This window comes from Gulosibacter macacae, assembly GCF_003865375.1.
Lineage (GTDB): Bacteria > Actinomycetota > Actinomycetes > Actinomycetales > Microbacteriaceae > Gulosibacter > Gulosibacter macacae.
Map to the genome: position 1 here is coordinate 172,395 of NZ_RQVS01000004.1, position 21,813 is coordinate 194,207.

Genomic DNA, 21,813 nt, shown 5'->3' on the forward strand with positions numbered 1-21,813 from the left:
GCTTACCCCTCGATTGGGCGGGTGGCCACAGCGATATTGCCTTCGGCAACGGTCTTCGTGTCGACGATCAGACGGCACTCGTACTCGAAAAGATCCCCCAGCACTGCCCGACGGCGCACGTGAAACTCAACCTGGTCACCGGGATGCACGGTCTGCTTGAACGAGAACTTGCGGATGCCTGCGAGATAGCCGAGCTTCGGCGGGGCATCGGCTTCAGCGGCCGCGTTCTCCACGATGCCGCAGGTGTGTCCGGCGGCTTCGATCAGGAGCACCCCCGGGTACACCGCGTGCCCCGGGAAGTGACCGGCAAACACTGGATCAGAGATCGAGATGTTCTTGAGGCCCACGCCATTCGCGCCGGGTTCACTGACCTCGACGCGGTCAAGGAGCGCGAACGGCTGGCGATGCGGCAGCATCCGTTGCAGCGCATCCGCGTCAAAGCGGCGCGACTTGGTCACTGGTTCGCCTCGATTTCGTCGGCGAGCTTGTTCATCGAACCGAAGATCGCGCGCTGCTCATCCGACACGAACACGCCGAACTCCTCTTCGAGCAGGCTCACGATTTCGAGGGTGTCGAGCGAGTCAAGTTCCAGGCCGCGGCCGAATAGCGGCTGGTCAAAGTCGACCTGTTCCGGTGCATCCGGCAGATCGAGGCCCTCGAGCAGGAGCGCGCGGAGGCGAGAGTTAAGTTCGAAGCGCTCAGTGGCCTTCTCAAACTGCGACATGGGGGTTCCTTTGTTCTGGGTTCAGCGAGGGGTGAAACTGCGTCGGTGGGGAGGTGGCGGGGTCGAGGTCAGGCAGTGATGCCGCCGTCGACGGCGAGAATCTGCCCGGTCACATAGCTCGACTCGGAGGTGGCGAGGAAGCGGATCGCTCGCGCGATCTCTTCGGCCTCGCCCATGCGGCCAAGCGGGATGCGCTCGACAAGCGCCTGCCTCGAGGCGGCGTCCATACCGCGCACCATGTCGGTGTCGGTGAAGCCGGGTGCGACGGCATTGACGCGGATGCCCGCGGCCGCCCCTTCTTTCGCGAGGGCCTGGGTGAGGGCGTTGACGCCGCCTTTAGACGCCGAGTAGTTCGCTTGGCCGGCTTGTCCGCGCAGACCTGAGGTTGACGAGAGCAACACGATCGCGCCACCGGTCTTCCGCATCGCGCGCAGTGCATCCCGGCAAATGAAGAAGGAGCCGACGAGATTCGTCTCGATCACTCGGCGAAACTTGTCCGCGCTCATGGAGCCGGCGAATCCGTCACTGGTGATGCCAGCGGCGACCACCACCGCGCTCAGCGCGCCGTCGAAATCGGTGCGAATCGCGCGCATGCCCGCGCGCACCGCATCCTCATCGGCGACGTCGACACGGGTGCCGAAGTAGCGAGCGCCGAACGCCTCAACTGCACGCGCGGTCGCCGCGCTTTCGTCGTCATTGCTGCGGTACCAACCGGCAATGTCGTAGCCGACGCGTGCCAGTTCGATGGCTGCCGCGCGGCCAATTCCGCGCGATGCACCGGTCACCAGCGCCACGGGGCGAGCATTCACTTCAGTCATCGGGCATCTGCTCCTTCGTGGATTCGCACTGGGCGACCGTCGAGATAGGGGCGGGCGAGGCGCGCGATGGCGCGGCCGGGCCCGTACACGTCAAAATCAGCGCAACTCGCGAGCGTGGTCATCACTGCCTGCCAACGCACGGGCGAGGTGAGTCCGTCGCGCAGATCGGCGCGGATGCGGTCGCCCGCATCCACATGCGACCCACTCACGCAACCGACGTAACCGAGCGCGTCGGCGAATTCGACCTCACCAAGCGTCTGCGACCAGGCCGCTGCCACCGGTTGCATGAAGCGCGAATGAAAGGCATTGCTCACTTCGAGGCGCTTCGAGCGACCACCAATTGCGGCGGCTGCCGCCGCGATGTTCGCTTCGGCGCCCGCAAGGACCACCTGGGTGGGGCCATTGACCGCCGCCACATCGACATCGAACTGGGCAGCGAGATCGGTCGCGGCGGCGAGCTGGGCCGACTCGTCGAACGTCTTGGTCGTGGCGACGGCGAGCATCGTCCCACCTGTGGGTGCACCAGCCATGAGCCTTCCGCGCTCGGCTGCCAATTGCACGGCGGTCACCGGCGATATGGCGCCAGCAACCGCTGCCGCGGCAAGCGCACCCACACTGTGACCAGCTGTTGCCGCTGCCGGGTTTGGGCGATGGTCATCAGCGATCCAGGTCGCGAGCGCCGCCGTGGTGAGCGCCGGTTGCAGATTCTCGGTGCGAGTGAGCATCTCGAGACTCGAGTGCCAACAGAGTTCCCGCAGATCGCGGTCGATTGCGACGCTCGCTTCATCAAAGAATGTGGCGGCGGCAGGTGACTGTTCAGTTGCGCGTCGACCCATGCCGGGTACCTGGCTCCCCTGCCCGGGGAAGAGCACTGCGGTGCCGTTGCGGTTCATCGCAGGCTCCGTCCGATGCGCCAGGCGCCGAGCGCCGTGAATACGACTGCCATGACGACGAGTCCGACGATCGCCCAGATGGGTTCGATGACGAGATCGCCGATCGAGAGCGTGAAGCCGTAGTAGTTCCCGATTTCGGTGTGTGCTTGGGCGACACCGCCAGCGAGCTGGTCGAGCGCGGGGCCAGCCAATGGCTCCCGCAGGAGCATCGCGGCGGGTGAGAATGGCAGCGCGTTGATGACGTTGCCGATCTCGGTCGACAGGAGGCCAAGTGGCAGGTAAGCGCCCGCGAGAAAGCCGAGCAGGGTGCCGACGATGGTGCTCATGGCCGTGTACGCACTTGCCGTGCCGATGAACGTGAGCAGGAACGAAGAGAACGCGGCGAACGCGGTTGAGAGCAGCACGATCAGACCGAATGCCTGCAACAACCCAAGCGCGCTCGGGAAGTGGCCGTAGAGCACTTGCATGAGGAGCGCGCCGCCGAGGAGCAAGACGGTGCTCATGAGCGTCGCGACGACCACTGCCGACAGCAAGTAGCCGAGGATGAGTTGCCAGCGACGAATGGGCGAGACGCGAAATTCTTTGAAGCGGCCCGAGGAACGGTCATCGACGTAGGAGCCGAGTGCGGCCAGTCCCGTGGTGAATGTCGAGATCGTAATGATTCCCGCAAAGACCCAGCTGCCGACGAACCACCCAATATCGCCGGTGTCGCTATTCGGAAGCTGCGCCTTGAGGTTGTCGACCTGGAGCGAACCAAGGAAGAGCAGGTAAAGGAGCAACAGAATCACTGCCGAGAGCAGCGAGAGAAATACGGCGGCACGATCCCGGAAATAGATCCGCAGGTTTCGGCCGATCAGGGTCATCACGGTGGTCATTCGGATTCACGTCCGTTCGTCAGGCGCAGGAAGACGTCGTCCATCGATCCCTGCACGAGTTGGAAAGTGCTCACCGCATCGCCGAGATCGTTGAGTACGGCGAGCGCGGTCGCCGAATTTGGTACCGGTACGTGCACAGCGCCGCCTTCGTCGAACCAATCGGCATCGGGAAGGTGTCGTTCGACGCCATCGACCACGTCATCTCGCCGACCGTCTGAGGCCACAAGCAGGAGCTCGGGCTGCGAGTGCTCGGCGCGCAACTCAATGGGTGTGCCCTCGGCGAGGATGCGTCCCTCGTCGATGACGATGACGCTGTCCGCCGATTCCGTTTCTTGCATGTAGTGCGTGGTGAGCACGACGGTCAGTCCGAGATCCTGTTGTAGGCCGCTCACCGCTCGCCACACCTGATCGCGGCTTTGTGGGTCGAGGCCTGCGGTTGGCTCGTCAAGGAAGAGGGTTTGCGGCCGGTTGATCAGCGCGCGGGCGATGTCGACTCGGCGCTTCTGGCCACCCGAGAGCACGCCGTACCGCCGATCGCGGAAACCTTTGAGGTCGACAAGTTCGGTGAGTTCGTCAATACGCGAATCGGCCACGCCGTGAAGGCGCGCACGCAGTCGCAGGTTCTCGTCAACCGACAGCATCGGGTCGAGGAGCGATTGCTGGAAAACGACGCCAATGCGTTCTCGGATGCGGTGATCGTCACGTCCGACCGTGAGGCCGTCGATCACGATCTCCCCAGCATCGAAGCCAAGCAACGTCGTCATGCATGAGATGGTGGTGGTTTTCCCGGCACCATTCGTGCCGAGCAGGGCGAAGAGCTCGCCATCTGCGACCTCGAACGACAGTGCATCCACCGCCTTCACGGTTCGATATCGCTTGGTCAGCCCGTCGACGGTGATCACGTGTTCCCTCTCAGTGCCGGCGGTTGCGGATCTCGAAGAGGCCGCAGGCACGAGAGTTGAACGTAGGGGGTTGAAGTGGACCGCAGGGATACCCCAGGGGTTACTTTGGGGCTGCCATAAGTCCGATTGATGGACCATAGGTGAACGGCAGACGCTGCGTTTGATCGTCGTTCACGTTGACTCGTCCACTCTTGGACGAGTGCCTAATCTCCCTGGTCAACAACAAAATTGCACCCGCTCAAGCAGAGCGCCCGAATGTTGATTTCGGCGCTCCCGCGAGAGCGGGTGCAAGAAAAAAGTCCGTTAGATGAAGAACACCACCACCGCGGTCGCGATCGCGATGAGCACCGCAATCACGCCACCAGCAACCGCGAGCCGCGCGAGCGACTTCCGCGCCCCGCGCATCCCGGCGAGGCCAAGTGCAATCGCAATAGCGCCAACGACCCCGCCAACGATCCACGCCCATCCGGGCAAACAAAGAATGAGCAACGCGAGCACCGCAAGCACAAGCGCCACGAGCGGCATCGGTGAAGCCTGCTCGGCGGCGCCGGTACCAAACTGTGGCGCCGAGAACTCTCGCCCGGCAGCGCCCTGACCGAGCCCGTCAAAGCTGTTCGCGCGCGGCGCCGCGGGCACACCGAACCCGGCATCAGCAGCTGGACCCGCCACCGGGCGACCTGCCGCGGCCTCATAGCCAGATTCATCCACGGTGACCCCGAACGTGCCGCCGCCAGCGGGCACCTGTCGGTTTCCCTCGCGCACCAGCTCGCGAACTGTCGTCGACTCGGGCGTCGACACCGGTTGCGGTTGCGGCCAGGCGGCCGGAATCGCGGGTTCAGCGGCGGGTGAGTGCGCATCGCTACCCTGCGCATCCACACCCTGCGCATCCAGACCCTGCGCCTCGGCCGACTGCGCACCCCAATTGGCCGGTGCCGGCGTCTGGTGCGCACCAAAGCCGGATGCATCGTGCTCAATCCCAAAGGTGCCACCGGCAGCCGGCACGGCCGCTTCGTCCGCGTAGCTCGTGTCGATGGTTTCGTCGGTGCTCGCGTCGATGCTCGCGTCGATGGTCTCGTCAGTGCCGTCAAGCACGCCTGCTTCGAGACCGTCAGCCTCAACCACATCGGACGCCGACGACGCAGGCGCCTCGCCATCGCGGCGCTCGATCGCGGCCGACTCGGCTGGCTTCAGGTCTTCGACCGAATCGGCATTCGTGTCGTCGCCCGGCGACTGCGGTCCGCGGTTCTGCTCGCTCATCGTGACGGCGCTCCCTCCTGGGTGTTGTGCCACATCCTATTGGCCCAGCCCTCTGCGCTCGCTCAGCCCGATCTCAGCCGACGTCTGAGGCTGCCGTAGTGAATGCCGTCGTCATCGGTAGCGTCGAATCGGCCGGGAACGCGAGCGGCGAGGGTGATTTTCCAGCTGCCACGAGCTCGACCCCGAGCGCCGCGATCATCGCACCGTTGTCGGTGCACAGGGCCAGCGGTGGCACGTGCAGTGAGACGCCAACTTCGGCACAGCGTTGCGCCGCAAGCTCCCGCACCCGCGTGTTCGCGGCCACACCACCGGCGAGCAACAGCCGCGGGATTCCGAGGTCGGCACAAGCCGCGAGTGCCTTCGTGAGCAGCACATCGGCAACTGCCTCGCGGAAGCTTGCCGCGATGTCCGAAACGGGCACCTGCTCCCCCGCATCCTCGAACTTTTCGACGGTGCGAGCGACCGAAGTTTTCAATCCAGAGAATGAGAAATCGTAGCGATGCTTGCCAAGATCCTTCGGATGCGTAAGCCCGCGCGGAAAGCGGAACGCGCCCGCATCGCCACCGACCGCCGCCTTGTCGATCTGCGGACCGCCCGGGTAGGGCAGGCCGAGCACGCGGGCGATCTTGTCGAAGGCCTCGCCGGCCGCATCGTCGATGGTTTCGCCAAGCATTTCGGAATCGCCGGTGAGTGAATCGACCCGGATGAGCGAGGTGTGCCCGCCCGACACAAGCAGCGCCACAGCCGGAAACTCAATCGGTTCGCCGTCTTCGCGCAAGAGGTCAGCGGCAACGTGACCGACGAGGTGATTGACGCCATAGAGCGGCAGCCCAGTCGCCACCGAGAGCGACTTCGCCGCGCCAACGCCCACCATGAGTGCCCCCGCGAGCCCCGGGCCCGCCGTGACCGCGATGGCATCGAGGTCGTCAAGCGTGACCCCAGCAGTATCAAGGGCCTCCCGCAGCACCGGCACTATCGCATCCGCGTGGGCGCGAGCGGCGACCTCGGGGACGACGCCGCCGTACTTGGCCTGCTCATCCATCGAGGATGCGACCGCATTCGCCAGCAGGGTTCGCCCGCGCACGATACCGACGCCGGTTTCGTCGCAGCTCGTCTCGATGCCGAGCACGAGCGGTTCGTCGGGCGCGCGCGCCGCGAGTCGCTCATCGATGATTTCGAGCGTCTGCGCGATATCGGCGCGCATCACGATCGCCGCGACGCCCTCACCCCGGTAGTAGTTCTCGCGACGGCCGATCTCGTCGAAGCCGAGGTCGAGGTAGAGCGCGCGGGCGGCCTCGCCGTTCTCGCGCACTTCAAGAAAGAGGTGTTTGGCGCCGCGGCTGCGCGCCCACGCTGCGCCCTCGCGGAGCATCCTCGTCGCCCAGCCACCCCGGCGAAACTCGGGGTAGACCGCGACCGTCTGCACATCGGCTTCGCCCGCGCCTTGCGCTGCCAGGATGCCGAGGGCCCCGATGACGCGCCCGGCACGCTCGACGACCCAATATCCGGTGTGTTCGCTTTCAAGTTCGGCGCGCACCGCCTGTTCGCTCCACGAATCATGCGGGAACGAAGCGTGGTCAATCGCCACAATCTCGTCGAGGTCGGCGAGAGTCGCCGGGCGGATTGCGGTGGAATACATCGTGGGCATTAGCCGGTCACTCGCTTCGGTACGGCGCCCGGCTTCGCATCGGGGGCGCGCAGATAGAGAATCTCGTCGGCCGCTTCGGGGAGTCCGCCTTGGCGTCGATCGAGCCACGCGAGGGCGAGGTGCCAGGCTGACACCTGCGAGGCGTCGGCTCGGGTGATCGTGACCGCTTCGGCTTCGGCCGGGGTGAGGAGGGTGAATCCCTCGCTCGAAGTCACCTCGCCCTGCTCGTAGCGGGAAGCAGCGAACTCGCGTCGGCGGGCATCGGTCGTGACCAGGATGGGGCCGCGGTGGTCGGGGTGATCATGGCGCCACTCGTGCGCGATGGCGTCGTGACTCGGCACCGGATGCAGCGGTACGCCGTGCACGAACGCGAACGTGCGTGCGGCGGCGACGCCGACGCGCAGGCCAGTGAATGGGCCGGGGCCCATGCCGCAGATGACGCCGGTCACGTGCTGCGGCCGGATGCCGGCTTCGTCGAGCACGCGAGAGATGCCGATGCCGACGGCTTCGGCGTGACGGCGGGCGTCGTCGAGACGGTAGTGGCCGCGCAGGCGACCCGCCTCGGTGACCACCGCAACATCAGTACCGGCGGAAGTGTCGATGGCGAGCAACATGCCCCCATCCTATTCCGGTCGCCGGATGCGGTCAGCGCGCGTCCGCCAGAAGCGTTGGCGGCGTGGGTCAGGCGCGCGGCACGAGTACCGTGGATGCGTCAAAGTCGGCCCAGCGTGGGCCGAAGGCTCGGAGGGTGACGGTGCGGGGTTCGTCGAGGTCGGTGGCGGGGGTCTCGATACGCGCCTGCGGCGCTACTCGACCAACCAAGTTGTCCCCATCCTGGGTGGTCGAGTAGCGAAGCGTATCGAGACCCTCACCAGTCGGCCGCTCAATCACGAGCTCCAGCCAAGAATCGGTGATCGCGTCGACGACCTCGCTCCCCCACTCGATCACCGACACCGACGCATCCAGGTCAAGATCAAGGTCGTCGAGTTCGAGCGCCGAGGCGAGCCGGTACGCATCCACGTGAATGAGCGCTGGCCCATTACCAAGCGATGGATGCGTGCGCGCAATCACGAACGTCGGGCTTGCGACCGTGCCGCGCACGCCGAGCGCCTCACCGAGTCCGCGCACGAGCGTCGTCTTGCCGGCACCGAGCGGCCCCGTGAGCACGAGCACATCTCCCGCGCCGAGCACCGCCGCGAGTCGCGCTCCAAGCGCAGACATCTCGTCGGCGCTCGGCACCACCGCGCGCGCAACCTCCGCGCCGGCCCCGTCCCCGCTCATAGCCGGAACCCCGAGGTCTTGCGTCCCGTGTAGATGCGCTCGACGCGCTCCCCGAGGTTCGCGCAGAGCGACTCCGGTGCCCAGCCGGTCCACGAGGCCCACTCCGACAGCTTCACATCATTACCCTCATTGCCCCAGACCTGCACGCGCATCCCCGGCCAGCACTCAAAGTCGCCAAGGTCGAGCACGACCTGATCCATCGCGATGCGACCGACCACCGGCACCTGCCAGCCGCCGATCGTCACCCGCGCGTGGCCGAATGCCGCGCGTGGCAATGCATCCGCGTAGCCAATCGGCAGCAAGCCGAGCGTCGTCGGCTCCTTCGCTTCCCACTGGTAGCCGTAGCTCACGTGCTGCCCGGCCTGCACTCGCTTGATGCCAATGAGCTCAGAGCGCAGCGAGAGCGTCGACGGTAGCGGGTCAGCCGGGTCGAGCCCGTACACCGCTCGCGTCGAGGTTGGGGCGTCAGGTGCGAGCACCCCGTCAACGCCGCGCAATCGCAGCGCCTCAAGGTCGTTCCGCGTACGCACCACAATCGGCAAGCCGGTATCGCGGATGAACGGCAACACTTCGGCGAGGCCGTGGCCGTACGCATCCGAAGACACATCGACGGCATAGGCGAGATCACGGCGGTTCGCACCCACGGTCGCGGCCCGGCGCGCGAGCCGTTGCAGGCGTCGCGCGAGGAGTTCAAGGTCGATCACCGCCTGCCGCTGGGGAGCGGTGACTGCCCGTCCTGGATCCTCGATCGGCGGCCAGGCAACTCGGCGCGCGTCGTCGGAGGGCAACGCGGGTGTGTACTCGCGGGCGATCCGGCCGGTGAGCCGCGTCGTCACCTCGTAGTTGATCGTCTGCGTGGCCGCGGCCCAATCGTCAGCGGTCGCACCGCCCTCACCCGGTCGGGCAATCACGGTGAGCTGGCGCGGCGACGGCACCGAGGCATCCGGCGCGAACGCCGCATCTTCGACATCAGGCGCTTCCCCGAGTGGCGACACAAAGAGGTGCACCGGTGTCACCTCATCGATGCGCCACTGTTCCCCGGAATCATCGATGAGCGGCGGCAGCTCGCCGCGTAGCGGAGGCAGACCATCGCCCTGCCCGACACCCACAGCCCAGCGGCCCGCGAGCCGGCGAATCGGTGCGCGCAGGCGCAGCGCCGGCCGCAAGCCAAGCGCATCCGCGGTGCCGTCAGTGTCAGGCGCGAGCCCATAGAGCGAAATGCCGAGCCGCACCAGGTCATAGCGTGCCTGCGGATACTTCAACGCCGCGCCGGTCGCAGCTAGGTGGAGCAGCTGCGGATGCAAGCCCACCTCGGCCGCAATCTCCCGCGCCCGATCAAATTGCGCCACCTGAGCGAGGTCGTCGTCAGCGGAGGTGCCAGAAATATGGCTCATCATGCCGGCGATATGGATGCGGCCACCGCGCTCAAGATCGCGGGCGTGGGCAAAGAGCGTGCGCCATTCCTCGATCGGGGCGCCATTGCGGCCGAGGCCGGTATCGAGCTTGATGTGCACATCGACCGTGGCCGCGTGGCTACCGCGTCGACGGTCTTCGGCGGCCGCCGCCACGACCGCGAGTTGCTCCATCGACGACACCGCGATGTCGAGTTGCCCGGCAATCACCGACTCCCAGGTCTCCCCCGCCGAGTGCAACCAGGTGAGGATGCGGGTATCGAGACCGGCCGCCCGCAGCGCAATGCCCTCCGACGCATCCGCCACACCGATCCACTTGGCCCCGGCCGCGGCGACCGTGCGCGCGACCGGCAACGCACCGTGGCCATAACCCGAGGCCTTGACGATGGGCATCACCGCGACGCCGACCGCGTCGGAAAAGGCGCGGTAATTGTGCTCAATGGCCTCGAGATCAACGTCGATGGTCGGGATCATGCGGGCTCCTCGAGACGGTGATGGCAGGGCAGGATGCGTCAGCGCCGCTCGGCGACGACAAACGCGGTGGCGCGGGTGCGGTCGTGCGAGAGCGTGAGGTGGAGCGCATCCACCCCGATGCTATCGAGCATCGCCCGCAGCCGCGGCGACTCGACGAAGTGCGGGGGTCCGAGCGGTTCGCGCGTCACTTCGAAGTCGATGAGTTCGAGGCCGTGCAGACCGCGCAGCGCTTTGATCGCGGCCTCGCGCGCCGCGAAGCGCGCCGCAATTGACGAGAGCGGCAACTCAAGTTCGGCGGCCGAAAACACGCGCTCGGCAAAGCGGGCCGAGCGGATTGCCCGCTCGACCCGCTCAATTTCGACGGTGTCGACTCCGATGCCGAAGATCATCGACAAAGGCTATCGTGCCGAGTGGCTACTCGACCGTGACCGACTTCGCGAGGTTACGCGGCTGGTCAACGTCGAGACCCTTCGCGGTCGACAGCTCGAGCGCGAAGATCTGCAGCGGCACGACGTGAAGGAGCGGCTCGAAGGCCGGGTCGGTCGGCGGCACCGTGAACACCTCGTCGGCAATCGGCAGCACCGCAGCGTCGCTCACCTCGGCAACCGCGAGTACGCGGGCACCGCGGGCGCGAATCTCCTGGATGTTCGAGACGATCTTCGGGTGCAGGGTGTCGTCGTAGCGCGGGCTCGGCACGAGCACGAACACCGGCTGGCCGGGTTCGATGAGCGCGATCGGGCCGTGTTTGAGCTCGCCGGCAGCAAAGCCCTCGGCGTGGATGTACGCGATCTCCTTGAGCTTGAGCGCGCCTTCGAGCGCGATCGGGAAGCCCGTGTTGCGGCCGAGGTAGAGCACTGAGCGAGTGTCGGCCATCCAGTTCGCGAGTTCGCGGATGCGGTCGTGGTGCTGCAGCACCTCGCGCACCTTGTCGGGAATGGTTTCGAACTCGGCGAGGATGTGGGCCACCTCGGCGTCGGTGAGCGTCTGGCGGGCCTGCGCGGCGTGGAGTGCGAGCAGGTAGATCGCGGCGATCTGGGCGACGAATGCCTTTGTCGAGGCAACGGCAACCTCAGGGCCGGCGTGGGTGTAAACCACCGCATCGGATTCGCGCGGGATGGTCGCCCCCTGCGTGTTGCAGATCGACAGCGTCTTCGCGCCGCGCTCGCGCGCGAAGCGCACAGCCATGAGGGTGTCCATCGTTTCGCCCGATTGCGAAAGCGAGACGATGAGGCAGCGCTCGTCGACGACCGGGTCGCGGTAGCGGAACTCGTGCGCGAGTTCGACCTGCACCGGGATGCGGCTCCACTTTTCGAGCATGTACGCCGCGGTCTGGCCCGAGTAGTAGGCGGTGCCACAGGCGACGATGATGATGCGGTCAATCTCGCGGAAGTAGCCCTCGCCGAGCGCATCGAGGTCGGGCAGGGTGACGCGGCCCTCGTGGAAGCGACCACGGATGGTGTTCTCGATGGCTTCGGGGTCTTCAGAGATTTCCTTCGCCATGAACGATGGCCAGCCACCCTTCTCGGCGGCAGCAGCATCCCAGGTCACTTCGAAGGGCTCGCCCTCGGCCGGCTCGCCGTCGAAGGTGGTGATTTCAATGGAATCGGCGCGCACGACCACCATCTGCGCCTGGCCGACCGCAATCGCGCTGTGGGTGTGCTCGACGAATGCAGCGACGTCAGAACCGAGGAAGTTCTCGCCTTCGCCAAGGCCGATCACAAGCGGTGAGTTGAGGCGGGCACCGACGATGACACCGGGCTGGTCGGCGTGAATTGCCAGCAGCGTGAAGGCACCGTCAAGGCGGCCAACGACGGCGCGGAATGCCGCCTCGAGGTCGCCGACGCGACGGTACTCACGCGCGATGAGGTGCGCGGCCACTTCCGAGTCGGTCTCGGAGCGAAACTCGACGCCCTCGGCGAGGAGTTCATCCTTGAGCTCGGTGAAGTTTTCAATGATGCCGTTGTGAATGAGCGCGAGGCGGCCGTTATCGGCGAGATGCGGGTGGGCATTCGCATCGGTCGGGGCGCCGTGGGTGGCCCAGCGGGTGTGACCGATACCGGTCGTGCCATCGGCCATGGGGTGAGCGGCGAGGTCGTCGACGAGAGTTTGCAGCTTGCCAGCGCGCTTGCGCTCGTGCAAGGCACCTTCAGCGTCGATCACGGCGATACCCGCCGAGTCGTAGCCGCGGTATTCAAGTCGCCGCAGGCCATTGAGGAGGATCTGCTGACTGGGGCGATCTCCGACGTATCCAACGATTCCACACATGGGAAACATTCTGCACCCGGCATCACCTCGCAAAGATGAGACGCGCGTGAAATAGCCCTCATCTGGCGATTAGGCTCGAGTTCATGAATCACAACGGCCGTCGCGACACTGCACCCCAGTGGTCGACTCCGTTCGTTGAAATTGAGCGTCGCGATTGGGCCGCACTGGCGCCAACGACGCCGCTCACCCTCGATGAAACCGATGTCGTGCGCCTGCGTGGTTTGGGCGATCCGATCGATATTGATGAGGTGCGCGAGGTGTATGTGCCGCTCTCGCGATTGCTGAATCTGCAGATCGCGAACGCGCGCGAGTTACACCGAGCGACGAGTTCTTTCTTGGGCGAGCGCTCGACACCAACCCCGTTCGTGATTGGTGTCGCGGGCTCAGTGGCCGTTGGTAAGTCGACCGTGGCGCGCCTCCTGCGGGAACTCTTGCGCCGCTGGGAAGACACGCCCCGGGTCGAACTCATCACCACCGATGGGTTTCTCTACCCGAATGCCGAGCTTGAGCGTCGCGGCATCATGCACCGCAAGGGTTTCCCCGAGTCGTACGACCGTCGCTCGCTCCTGCGCTTCGTCACACAGGTGAAATCGGGGGCGCCCGAAGTGCGCGCGCCGTTCTACTCGCACATGGTCTACGACATCGTGCCGGATGCTGAGATCGTCGTGAATGCGCCGGATGTGCTCATTGTTGAGGGGCTCAACGTGTTGCAGCCGCCGACCTCGGCGCATCCGCTCGCCGTGAGCGACATGTTCGACTTTTCGGTCTATGTAGATGCGCGCACCGGCGATATTGCGCGCTGGTACGAGGAGCGTTTCCTTCGCTTGCAGAAGGGCGCATTCTCGAATCCGTCGTCGTACTTCCGCCGCTATGCCGATCTTTCTGAAGCGGATGCGCTGCGCACGGCGCGAGAGATTTGGCAGTCGATCAACCTGCCGAACCTCGAAGACAATATTGCGCGCACGAAGTCACGCGCTCGGTTGATCTTGCGCAAGGCGCCGGACCACACGGTGGACCGGGTGCTGTTGCGGAAGATCTAGGTGGGGTGGGGTCTCGATACGCGGCTACGCCGCTACTCGACCAACCAAGAAATTTGGCTGGTCGAGTAGGAGCGAAGCGACGGATCGAGACCACCCCACCACACCCTGAGTCAGCCCTGCTGCACCTGCTCCACCACGGCAACAACCTCGTCGTGGAGCGTATCGCCGTCGACGAGCCCGGTCACCCGGGTCGTCAGTTCCGCCGCCGAGAGCTCGCCGAGCCACTCCTGCAGCTCAACCGCCTGCGGGTCATCGACATTGTCGTAGCGCAACGCCGCACCTACCGCGCGCAAGAGCGCATCGTGCTCGAGCCCGCGCGCCGCAAGATCGTGCGCCGGCTGAATGAAGCGCTCGTGCCGCCCGAGCTTGCGCTGCGGCTGGCGGCCGATGCGCTCGGGGGTATCGGGCAGCTCCGGGTTTTCGAAGCGCTCAATCGCGCGGTTCACATACGCCTGGTGCTCGTCGCGGTTGAAGCCGTACTCGGCAATGAGCAGCTCGCTCGTCTCACCGAGGGCAGCCGTGACCTCTTCACGCACCTTCGGGTTGCCGAGCGCCGCCGCAATCGACGGCTCACCGAGCGCATAGCCCCAATAGGCGGCCGTGGCATGGCCGGTGTTTACGGTGAAGAGCTTGCGCTCAATGTAGGGCCCGAGGTCATCGACGAAGTGGGCACCGGGGATATCCGGCACCTCATCGCCGAACGGACCGCGCTCGATGGTCCACTCGTAGAAGTCCTCGACGACCACATCCACGCCGTCAGCGTGCACGGCCGGGATGATGCGGTCGACCGCGGTATTCGCGAAGATCGCCTTCTCGGCAAGCTCGGGAGCCCCGTCGAGGATGAAGTCACGCAGCGTATCGGTGCCGTTAATCGCGTTCTCGCAGGCCATCACGATGAGTTTCGGCGCGTCAGCGGCCCGCGCCTCGAGCCCCTTGCGGATGACCGGGGCAATGAACTTGAGCACCCCCGCGCCAACAGCGCAGGTGACGACATCAGCACCGGCAACTGCCGCTACTGCATCCGCCTCATTGGTTGCCGAGTTCACGGCACGGAAGTTGCGCACGGTGTGGGTGCGCGCCTGTGCGCCCACCTCGCGCACCTCGTAGGTGTCGACGGCGTTGAGCGCGTCGACGAGTTCGGCGTTGACATCGCTGAACACGAGGTCGTAGCCGGCTTCGTTGAGCACGAGCCCAACGAAGCCGCGACCGATGTTGCCGGCGCCAAAGTGGACCGCAACTTTCGTCATTACTTGTTCACTCCTTCGAGTTCGGCGTAGAGCGCCGCCGCGTCGGGTGCGGCGATGAGGCGATCGACGTTCTCTTGGTTCGCGAAGATAGTCGCGATGGCCGAGAGAATCTCGAGGTGGCCGCCATCCTTACCGGCGATACCGACGACGAAGCGCACCTCGTTGCCGTCCCAGTCGATCGGGTTTTCGTAGCGGATGAACGCGAGGGCCGAGTCGAGCACCGAGGCCTTGGCTTCGTTCGTGCCGTGCGGAATGGCGATGTAGTTGCCCATGTAGGTCGACACGGTTGCCTCGCGGTCGAACATGGCGTCGATGTAGTCGGGAGTGACGGCTCCTGCGGCGACGAGCATTTCGCCCGCCTCGCGGATCGCGTCCTCCTTGTTCGTAGCCTTGCCGTTTGCGATGACTCGGTCAGGGGTGAGCACCTGGCCTTCGCCAGTCTGTGCTTCAGTAACTGCTGCTTCAGTAGCCGGAGCTTCGGCTGCCGCCACAGGTTCAGCGGCAGGTTCCGCAGCGGTTGCCGCGACCGCACCCGCACCAGCGGCCGCACCGGCAGTGGCGACGGGAGCAGCTACAGGAGCAGCGTTGGGAGCTGCCTCGGCTTCGGGAGCAACCTCATCCAATTCACCGGCACGCTGTGCGCGCACGAGCTCAACGACCTCGTCATAGCGTGGCGAGTTCATGAAGTTGTCGACCGACACGTGCATCGCACCGGGCACGCGACCCTTCGCGCGCGGGGTGAGTTCGTTCTGCGTGATGATGATGTCGGCCGAGTCGTCAAGGTTCGCGATCGCGAGGTTGTTCACCGTGATGTCGCCGAGTCCAGCAGCTTTCATCTTGTTGCGCATGACGCTCGCGCCCATGGCGCTTGAGCCCATCCCGGCATCGCAGGCGAAGATGACCTTCTGCACGGGCTTGGTGAGGGTGGCGGCGGCCACCCCGGCACCGGCACCTGCACCGGCGAGGCCAGCGAGTGCATCCGACTTCTTGCCCTTGTTCTCTTCGGTCTTCGCGACCGCAGCGGCAAGTGCGTCATCGCCCGCCTCTGCGGCGGCGAGGTCAGCCTTGCGCGAAGCACGGATGATCACGGCAGCGACGAGGAACGACACCGTGGCCGAAAGCACGACCGAGAGGATCACGCCAAGGTAGGAGTCTTGCGCGGTCTGCGCGATGATCGCGATGATCGAGCCCGGTGCTGCAGGCGCACGAAGGCCAGAGTCGAAGAGCATGTTCGTCGTGACGCCGGTGGCACCACCGAGGATCACGGCGAGCAGGAGTGCCGGCTTCATGAGCACGTACGGGAAGTAGATCTCGTGAATGCCACCGAAGAAGTGGATGATCGCGGCACCCGGAGCGGTCGCGCGGGCGACGCCGACACCGAAGATGGTGAAGGCGAGGAGCACGCCGAGGCCGGGGCCCGGGTTCGCTTCGAGCAGGTAGAGGATCGACTTGCCGTCGACCGACGACATCTGCGTGCCGAGCGGGGTGAGCACACCGTGGTTGATGGCGTTGTTGAGGAAGAACACCTTGGCCGGCTCAATGATGAGGCTCACGAGCGGGAGCAGGTGGTTGTTGATCAGCCACTCGACCGCGTTGCCGAGCACATCCATGATCCAGTTGATGACCGGAGCGAGCAGGTAGAACCCAGCGATCGCGAGGCCGAACGCGGCAATACCCGCCGAGAACATATTCACGAGCATCTCGAAGCCGGCCTTGACCTTGCCGTCCCAGAGCTTGTCGAGTTGCTTCATCACCCAGGCCGCGAGCGGACCCATGATCATCGCGCCGATGAACATGTGCACCGTGCCGAGTTCGGCGGCGCCTTCCGGCAGCGTCGCGTTGAACTGGTTGATGAGGTGGTCGCTACCCACGATGACACCCATCGTGGCGACGGTCGCCACCACACCACCGCGGGCGTCATAGACCATGCGGCCACCGGTATTCGCGATGAGCAGCGGCAACAGGTAGTGGATGGTCGGGCCGACGAGTTCGGCGAGTCCCTCATTTGGGGTCCAGCCGACGGGGATGAAAAACGCAGTGATGATGCCCCAGGCAATGAGTGCCGGGATGTTGGGCATGATCATGCCACTGAGGAACGTACCGAACTTTTGGATTGCGACGCGGGCGCCGCCCTTCTGCTCGGATGCCGTTGGTGTTGCTGCAGTCATAGCGTGCTTTCCTTCGACGAGGCGACGCCGCCAGAGTGGGGCGTCTGAGCGGCCCCATCCTATTCTGAAGATGAGGTGAAAACTCAATGAACGTCGCCCGTGTGCCGTGGATGTCTACAACAACCACCGCGTCTGCACAACATTTGTTGCATAGCGCTCTTGCGCACGAAAAAGCCCCGCGAACCGAAGTTCGCGGGGCTTGATTCACTGAGGTGCGTTAGATCGCGAGGTGCTGGCGCACGACGTCAGCGAGACCGTGCGCGTAGCGGTGTGCCGCTTCGTGAGTCTCTGCCTCGATCATCACGCGGACGACCGGTTCGGTGCCCGAGGGACGCAGGAGCACACGACCCGAATCGCCAAGCTCGGCGGCCACAGCGGCCACCTCAGCTTGCAGTGCTTCGTTGGTGTCGCACTCGTCTTTGCGCACATCGCGCACATTGACGAGCACCTGCGGGTACACCTTCATGACCTGCTTGAGTTCGGCGAGCGACTTGCCGGTTGCCGCCATCACGGTGCCGAGGAAGAGGCCCGTGAGGATGCCGTCGCCGGTCGTGGCGAACTCGGTGAGGATGACGTGACCCGACTGCTCGCCGCCGAGCGAAAGGCTGCGCTCGTTGAGTTCGGCGAGCACATAGCGGTCACCGACCTTCGTTTCGAGCATCGAGATGCCATGCTCGCGCATGGCGATCTTGAGGCCGAGGTTCGACATGACCGTTGCCACCAGCGTGCCTTCGGCGAGCTTGCCGCGGCGGTGCAGATCGGTGGCGAGAATCGCCATAATCTGGTCGCCGTCAACGGTCTCGCCGTTCGCGTCGACTGCGAGGCAGCGGTCGGCGTCGCCATCGTGGGCGATACCGAAGTCGGCCTGCAGGTGGGTCACGACGTCCTTGAGGCGGTCAAGGTGCGTCGAGCCGACGCCGTCGTTGATGTTCGTGCCGTCGGGTTCATTACCGATGACGGTAACTTCCGCGCCAGCATCCTTGAACACCTGTGGCGAAACACCGGCGGCGGCGCCGTGTGCGGCGTCGATGACGACGTGCAACCCGTCGAGCGGCGGTCGGCCATCGGTGTAGACCTGCGGGATGCTGCGCAGCAGGTGGAGCGCGTAGCGGTCCTCAGCGTCGGCGAAGCGATCGATGTGGCCAACGTCGCCAGCGGTGGGCCGGAACGGTTCGCGCTCGAGCTGCTGCTCGATTTCATCCTCGAGCTCGTCGGCAAGCTTGAGCCCGCCGCGAGCGAAAAACTTAATGCCGTTATCGGGCGCGGGGTTGTGCGAAGCCGAGATCATCACGCCAAAGTCGGCTTCGATCTCGGCGGTCAAGAATGCTGCCGCGGGCGTCGGAATGACGCCGGCGTCAAGCACATCCACACCGGAAGATGCGAGCCCAGCGGCCACAGCCGAACCGATGAATTCACCGGAGATGCGCGGATCACGGGCTAGAACGGCGACGGGCCGCCGGCCGTCCTCACGCGCATCGCGCGCGAGGACAGCGGCGGCCGCTTGGGCCAAGGCCGTCGCGAGTTCGACCGTAAGCAGGTCGTTCGCGAGGCCTCGAACCCCGTCGGTGCCAAATAGGCGAGCCATAGTCTCGAAGTCGCCTTAGCGCTTCGAGTACTGCGGAGCCTTGCGGGCCTTCTTGAGACCAGCCTTCTTGCGTTCCTTGATGCGCGGGTCGCGCGTGAGGAAGCCGGCCTTCTTGAGCTCGGGGCGGTTGTGCTCGCGGTCAATCTCGTTGAGCGCACGAGCGATGCCGAGGCGGAGCGCACCGGCCTGGCCCGAGGGGCCGCCGCCGACGATCTTCGCGATGACGTCGTACGCGCCACCGAGCTCGAGGACCGTGAACGGGTCGTTGATGAGCTGCTGGTGCAGCTTGTTCGGGAAGTACTCAGCGAGGTCGCGGCCGTTGACCACGATCTTGCCGGTGCCGGGGATCACGCGCACGCGGGCGATGGCCTGCTTGCGGCGGCCGACGGCCGCACCCGAAACGGTGAGGGCCGGACGCGGGGTCGCTTCGGTAACCTCAGCGGCCGGGGTCTCGGTGGTGTAGTTGGTGGGCTGCTCTTCGATGGAGTCTGCGATGGTCGCCACTTGTTCGTCCTTCGTCTTCTTGGCCGCTACTGGGCAACCTGGTCAAAGGTGTACGGCTTCGGCTGCTGAGCCGCGTGCGGGTGCTCGGGACCCGCGTACACCTTGAGCTTCTTGAGCTGGTCGCGACCGAGCGAGTTCTTCGGGAGCATGCCACGGATGGCCTTCTCGACGGCGCGGGTCGGGTGCTTCTCAAGCAGCTCTGCGTAGGTGGTCGCGCGGAGGCCGCCCGGGTAACCCGAGTGACGGTACGCCTTCTTCTGCTCGAGCTTCGCGCCGGTGAGCGCGACCTTGTCGGCGTTGACGACGATGACGAAGTCACCGGTGTCAACGTGCGGAGCGAAGATGGCCTTGTGCTTGCCACGAAGGATCGCGGCGGCGTGGGTGGCGAGTCGACCCAGGACGATGTCGGTGGCGTCGATGACGACCCAATCGCGGGTGATTTCACCAGCCTTAGGGGTGAAGGTGCGCATGATGAGGCAACTTTCGATCGGAGTGAGAGGTCCGTGAATCCCGCTCGGTCGCGATAGTTGCCACAGCGGATGCAGTGGGGAACGTCGCCGTCGAGGGCTCACTTCGATGCCCGCGTTGGAACGGACAACTTGCCCAGCTTACGTGGTGCGGCCGTTTGGCGCAATGGCGCTCAAGAGTAAGCGGTCCGCATCCGAAGATGCAGACCGCGCGAACAGTGGTGAGGTCACAGTTATCGTCAACCGATCACCCACCCAACCGGTACTCCATCGCCCATGAAGGTTGCGAAGCCGAACACGGTCGGGGCCGACTCGGTCCGCAGGTCGAACACGACGTCAAGTTCCGTGGTGTCCCCGTTACCGACGAGAACACTGAAACCGTCGGCCGTGAGATGCGGATTGGCGACAAAGGTGCCGCTCAGCGAAGCATCAAAGGCAGTTTCCGGGTCTTCGAACAATTCCCAATCAAAGCCTGAGAAATCATATTCTTCACCGGAGTTATTAGTCAGGGTCACATTCACGATAACGAGTCGGTCATAGAAAGGCTGCTGCCCATCTGCACCAATCTCTGTTGCTTCGCGCACAGAGTTTACCTTGATGGTAAATCCTTCCGGGCTAATGAGTTCGGTGCCGATTGGCTGCGGATCTGTTGGCATATCAAATGACGGGAATCCCGCAACATCGGGTCGCTCGTCGGCAGCCTCGGTGCCGTTTTCCTGCACAATGGCTGGGTCAGAACTCGAGATGTCGAGCTTGCCCTCGCTGGCAGCTTGCACGAGACCAACTAGCGGCCATACCAGCGCCATGATTACGGCGACTACGGGTGCCACCACACCGAGAATTAGTCCGGCGATGGACTGCGGTTTGGGCTGCCGCTTGACCAGCGCGACAATGCCGAGGATGAGGGCCGCGAGCCCTGCAAGTGGTGCCACGATGAGGGGCACCACCGGAATGGGCAGGACCGCGACGACGAGCGCCACGATGCCGAGGATGAGCGCGGCAAGCGCGAGACCACGGCCCGGCGGCGGCCCATTCGGTGGGATGGTGGAATTCCACCCTCCGGTCTGCTGCGGCGGAGGGGAATAATTAACTGAAGTCATGGGAATCGCATCCATTCTCATATTCGAGCGAGCGATTCGGGCTTTTGCCGCTCTCGCCCGTATTTCAAGAATATGGCGATGATTCGACTGTGAGGGATTATCTGCCGAAGACCACATGCCAAAGTCGGCGGGAATTACTTTGCCTGTACAGATCGGCATTCATAAACGGGTATGGAATTCTGCAAAGTCTAGTTATCGACAAGCCGAAGTGCCGGGCGGCGTGCTCGCGTCGCTTCCTGTCGCTCGGCGAGCTGTGCATCCTCGGGGTAGGCGACGGTCACGAGCGTGAGTCCCTTGGCCGCGAGCACGGTGAACTCGTTCGAGCGCTCCTGCAATTCGAGCAGCGCCGGCACCCGGTCAAGTGACAAGCGCCCCATCCCGACAGCCGCGCACATGCCGACGAGCGAGCGCACCATTGAGTGACAAAACGCGTCGGCTTTGACCTGCGCGACGAAGACGCCGCGCGCATCCTTCGTCCAGTCAAAGCGCTGCAGCGTGCGGATGGTAGTGGCGTGCGCGCGCGGGCGGCAGAAGCCAGCGAAGTCGTGCAGTCCGATGAGTGCCTGTGCGGCTTCGTTCATGGCGTCGAGGTCGAGGGGGCGGCGCACCTGTGCGGTGATGTGTCGCTCGAGCGGGTTCGGCGGGGTGAGCGGGTCGGCGAGCCGGTACTCGTAGCTACGGGAGATCGCCGAGAATCGGGCGTCGAAGCCGTCGGGCGCGACCGCGCAGGCGGCGATGACCACATCCGATTCGGCGCCGAGGATGCCGCCCATGCGCCGCACGAACGCGCCCTCGGCTTCTTCGCTGCCGAGGCGCCGGGCGGTTGTCGCCCAGACATCCTGCGGCAGATCGAGGTGGGCGACCTGCCCGAGTGCGTGCACGCCCGCGTCGGTGCGACCGGCGACGGTGAGTAGTGGCCCCGAGTCGTCGAGATCGCGGTAGAGGATGCGCAGCGCATCCTCGAGCGTGCCCTGCACGGTTCGCAGACCCGGTTGCGCCGCCCACCCGCTGAACGCGGTGCCGTCATAGGCGATGTCGAGGCGGATGCGCACGGTGCCGGAATGCATGTCCCCCATCTTGCCCCGGTTGGCTGATTCGGTCGCCCCGAAGCGCCGACTGCTTGCGTGCTGCGCCTGAGCGTGCTGAGGCCCTT

21 protein-coding genes are annotated in these 21,813 nt (G+C 65.1%); 1 reads left to right on the plus strand and 20 read right to left on the minus strand.

The genetic code is table 11. The features are described 5' to 3' along the window. Nucleotides 1-2: 2 nt before the first annotated feature. The 13 genes from fabZ to glmS form a co-directional block, all read right to left on the minus strand. Nucleotides 3-458 carry a 3-hydroxyacyl-ACP dehydratase FabZ gene (gene fabZ, locus EG850_RS04590; protein WP_124970649.1) on the minus strand — a complete coding sequence of 152 codons (456 nt, stop codon included), beginning with the start codon at nucleotides 456-458 and terminating at the stop codon, nucleotides 3-5. Beyond that, the gene (locus EG850_RS04595) at nucleotides 455-724 is read right to left on the minus strand and encodes a phosphopantetheine-binding protein (protein WP_124970652.1); all 270 of its coding nucleotides are present in this window, start codon (nucleotides 722-724) and stop codon (nucleotides 455-457) included. Before EG850_RS04595 ends, fabZ begins: the two co-directional genes overlap by 4 nt. Nucleotides 725-792: 68 nt before the next feature. Then, nucleotides 793-1,542, minus strand: coding sequence for an SDR family oxidoreductase (locus tag EG850_RS04600; RefSeq protein ID WP_124970655.1), 750 nt, complete (start codon nucleotides 1,540-1,542; stop codon nucleotides 793-795). Next, nucleotides 1,539-2,435: an ACP S-malonyltransferase gene (locus EG850_RS04605; protein ID WP_124970657.1), complete on the minus strand. Its 897-nt coding sequence runs from the start codon at nucleotides 2,433-2,435 to the stop codon at nucleotides 1,539-1,541. The genes EG850_RS04600 and EG850_RS04605 overlap by 4 nt, the downstream gene beginning before the upstream one ends. Next, nucleotides 2,432-3,310: an ABC transporter permease gene (locus EG850_RS04610; RefSeq protein ID WP_124970660.1), complete on the minus strand. Its 879-nt coding sequence runs from the start codon at nucleotides 3,308-3,310 to the stop codon at nucleotides 2,432-2,434. Before EG850_RS04610 ends, EG850_RS04605 begins: the two co-directional genes overlap by 4 nt. Then, the gene (locus tag EG850_RS04615) at nucleotides 3,307-4,212 is read right to left on the minus strand and encodes an ABC transporter ATP-binding protein (protein ID WP_235829207.1); all 906 of its coding nucleotides are present in this window, start codon (nucleotides 4,210-4,212) and stop codon (nucleotides 3,307-3,309) included. The genes EG850_RS04610 and EG850_RS04615 overlap by 4 nt, the downstream gene beginning before the upstream one ends. Nucleotides 4,213-4,515: 303 nt before the next feature. Further along, a complete protein-coding gene (locus tag EG850_RS04620; protein WP_124970666.1) occupies nucleotides 4,516-5,469 on the minus strand; it encodes a hypothetical protein in 954 nt (317 codons plus the stop codon). Nucleotides 5,470-5,542: 73 nt separating this feature from the next. Continuing rightward, on the minus strand, nucleotides 5,543-7,117 hold the full coding sequence (gene tsaD / locus EG850_RS04625) for a tRNA (adenosine(37)-N6)-threonylcarbamoyltransferase complex transferase subunit TsaD (RefSeq protein ID WP_235829208.1): 1,575 nt from the start codon (nucleotides 7,115-7,117) through the stop codon (nucleotides 5,543-5,545). Next, nucleotides 7,117-7,731 carry a tRNA (adenosine(37)-N6)-threonylcarbamoyltransferase complex dimerization subunit type 1 TsaB gene (gene tsaB, locus EG850_RS04630; protein WP_124970669.1) on the minus strand — a complete coding sequence of 205 codons (615 nt, stop codon included), beginning with the start codon at nucleotides 7,729-7,731 and terminating at the stop codon, nucleotides 7,117-7,119. The genes tsaD and tsaB overlap by 1 nt, the downstream gene beginning before the upstream one ends. A 67-nt stretch (nucleotides 7,732-7,798) precedes the next feature. Beyond that, nucleotides 7,799-8,398, minus strand: a complete 600-nt coding sequence (tsaE, locus tag EG850_RS04635; RefSeq protein ID WP_124970672.1) for a tRNA (adenosine(37)-N6)-threonylcarbamoyltransferase complex ATPase subunit type 1 TsaE — start codon at nucleotides 8,396-8,398, stop codon at nucleotides 7,799-7,801. Next, a complete protein-coding gene (locus EG850_RS04640) occupies nucleotides 8,395-10,284 on the minus strand; it encodes an alanine racemase (RefSeq protein WP_124970675.1) in 1,890 nt (629 codons plus the stop codon). Before EG850_RS04640 ends, tsaE begins: the two co-directional genes overlap by 4 nt. 38 nt (nucleotides 10,285-10,322) lie before the next feature. Continuing rightward, nucleotides 10,323-10,673 (minus strand): holo-ACP synthase, encoded by a 351-nt coding sequence (acpS, locus tag EG850_RS04645; RefSeq protein ID WP_124970678.1) that lies wholly within the window; start codon nucleotides 10,671-10,673, stop codon nucleotides 10,323-10,325. 25 nt (nucleotides 10,674-10,698) lie between these two features. Then, a complete protein-coding gene (gene glmS, locus EG850_RS04650; protein WP_124970681.1) occupies nucleotides 10,699-12,549 on the minus strand; it encodes a glutamine--fructose-6-phosphate transaminase (isomerizing) in 1,851 nt (616 codons plus the stop codon). 83 nt (nucleotides 12,550-12,632) lie between these two features. Between glmS and coaA the strand changes: the two genes are divergently transcribed. Further along, nucleotides 12,633-13,589: a type I pantothenate kinase gene (coaA, locus tag EG850_RS04655; protein ID WP_124970684.1), complete on the plus strand. Its 957-nt coding sequence runs from the start codon at nucleotides 12,633-12,635 to the stop codon at nucleotides 13,587-13,589. A gap of 110 nt (nucleotides 13,590-13,699) precedes the next feature. On the opposite strand, the gene EG850_RS04660 is transcribed toward coaA, so the two are convergent. The 7 genes from EG850_RS04660 to truA form a co-directional block, all read right to left on the minus strand. Further along, entirely contained in the window at nucleotides 13,700-14,836 is a 1,137-nt protein-coding gene (locus EG850_RS04660; RefSeq protein WP_124970687.1) for a mannitol-1-phosphate 5-dehydrogenase, read from the minus strand. Beyond that, on the minus strand, nucleotides 14,836-17,004 hold the full coding sequence (locus EG850_RS04665) for a PTS sugar transporter subunit IIA (protein WP_185714943.1): 2,169 nt from the start codon (nucleotides 17,002-17,004) through the stop codon (nucleotides 14,836-14,838). Before EG850_RS04665 ends, EG850_RS04660 begins: the two co-directional genes overlap by 1 nt. A gap of 217 nt (nucleotides 17,005-17,221) precedes the next feature. After that, on the minus strand, nucleotides 17,222-18,589 hold the full coding sequence (glmM, locus tag EG850_RS04670; protein ID WP_124970689.1) for a phosphoglucosamine mutase: 1,368 nt from the start codon (nucleotides 18,587-18,589) through the stop codon (nucleotides 17,222-17,224). A gap of 15 nt (nucleotides 18,590-18,604) precedes the next feature. Continuing rightward, nucleotides 18,605-19,093 carry a 30S ribosomal protein S9 gene (rpsI, locus tag EG850_RS04675; protein ID WP_124970692.1) on the minus strand — a complete coding sequence of 163 codons (489 nt, stop codon included), beginning with the start codon at nucleotides 19,091-19,093 and terminating at the stop codon, nucleotides 18,605-18,607. Nucleotides 19,094-19,119: 26 nt separating this feature from the next. Then, nucleotides 19,120-19,563, minus strand: coding sequence for a 50S ribosomal protein L13 (rplM, locus tag EG850_RS04680; RefSeq protein ID WP_185714944.1), 444 nt, complete (start codon nucleotides 19,561-19,563; stop codon nucleotides 19,120-19,122). A 236-nt stretch (nucleotides 19,564-19,799) separates the two neighbouring features. Next, a complete protein-coding gene (locus EG850_RS04685) occupies nucleotides 19,800-20,675 on the minus strand; it encodes a DUF4190 domain-containing protein (RefSeq protein ID WP_185714945.1) in 876 nt (291 codons plus the stop codon). A gap of 173 nt (nucleotides 20,676-20,848) precedes the next feature. Next, nucleotides 20,849-21,727: a tRNA pseudouridine(38-40) synthase TruA gene (gene truA, locus EG850_RS04690; protein ID WP_124970698.1), complete on the minus strand. Its 879-nt coding sequence runs from the start codon at nucleotides 21,725-21,727 to the stop codon at nucleotides 20,849-20,851. Nucleotides 21,728-21,813: the final 86 nt, after the last annotated feature.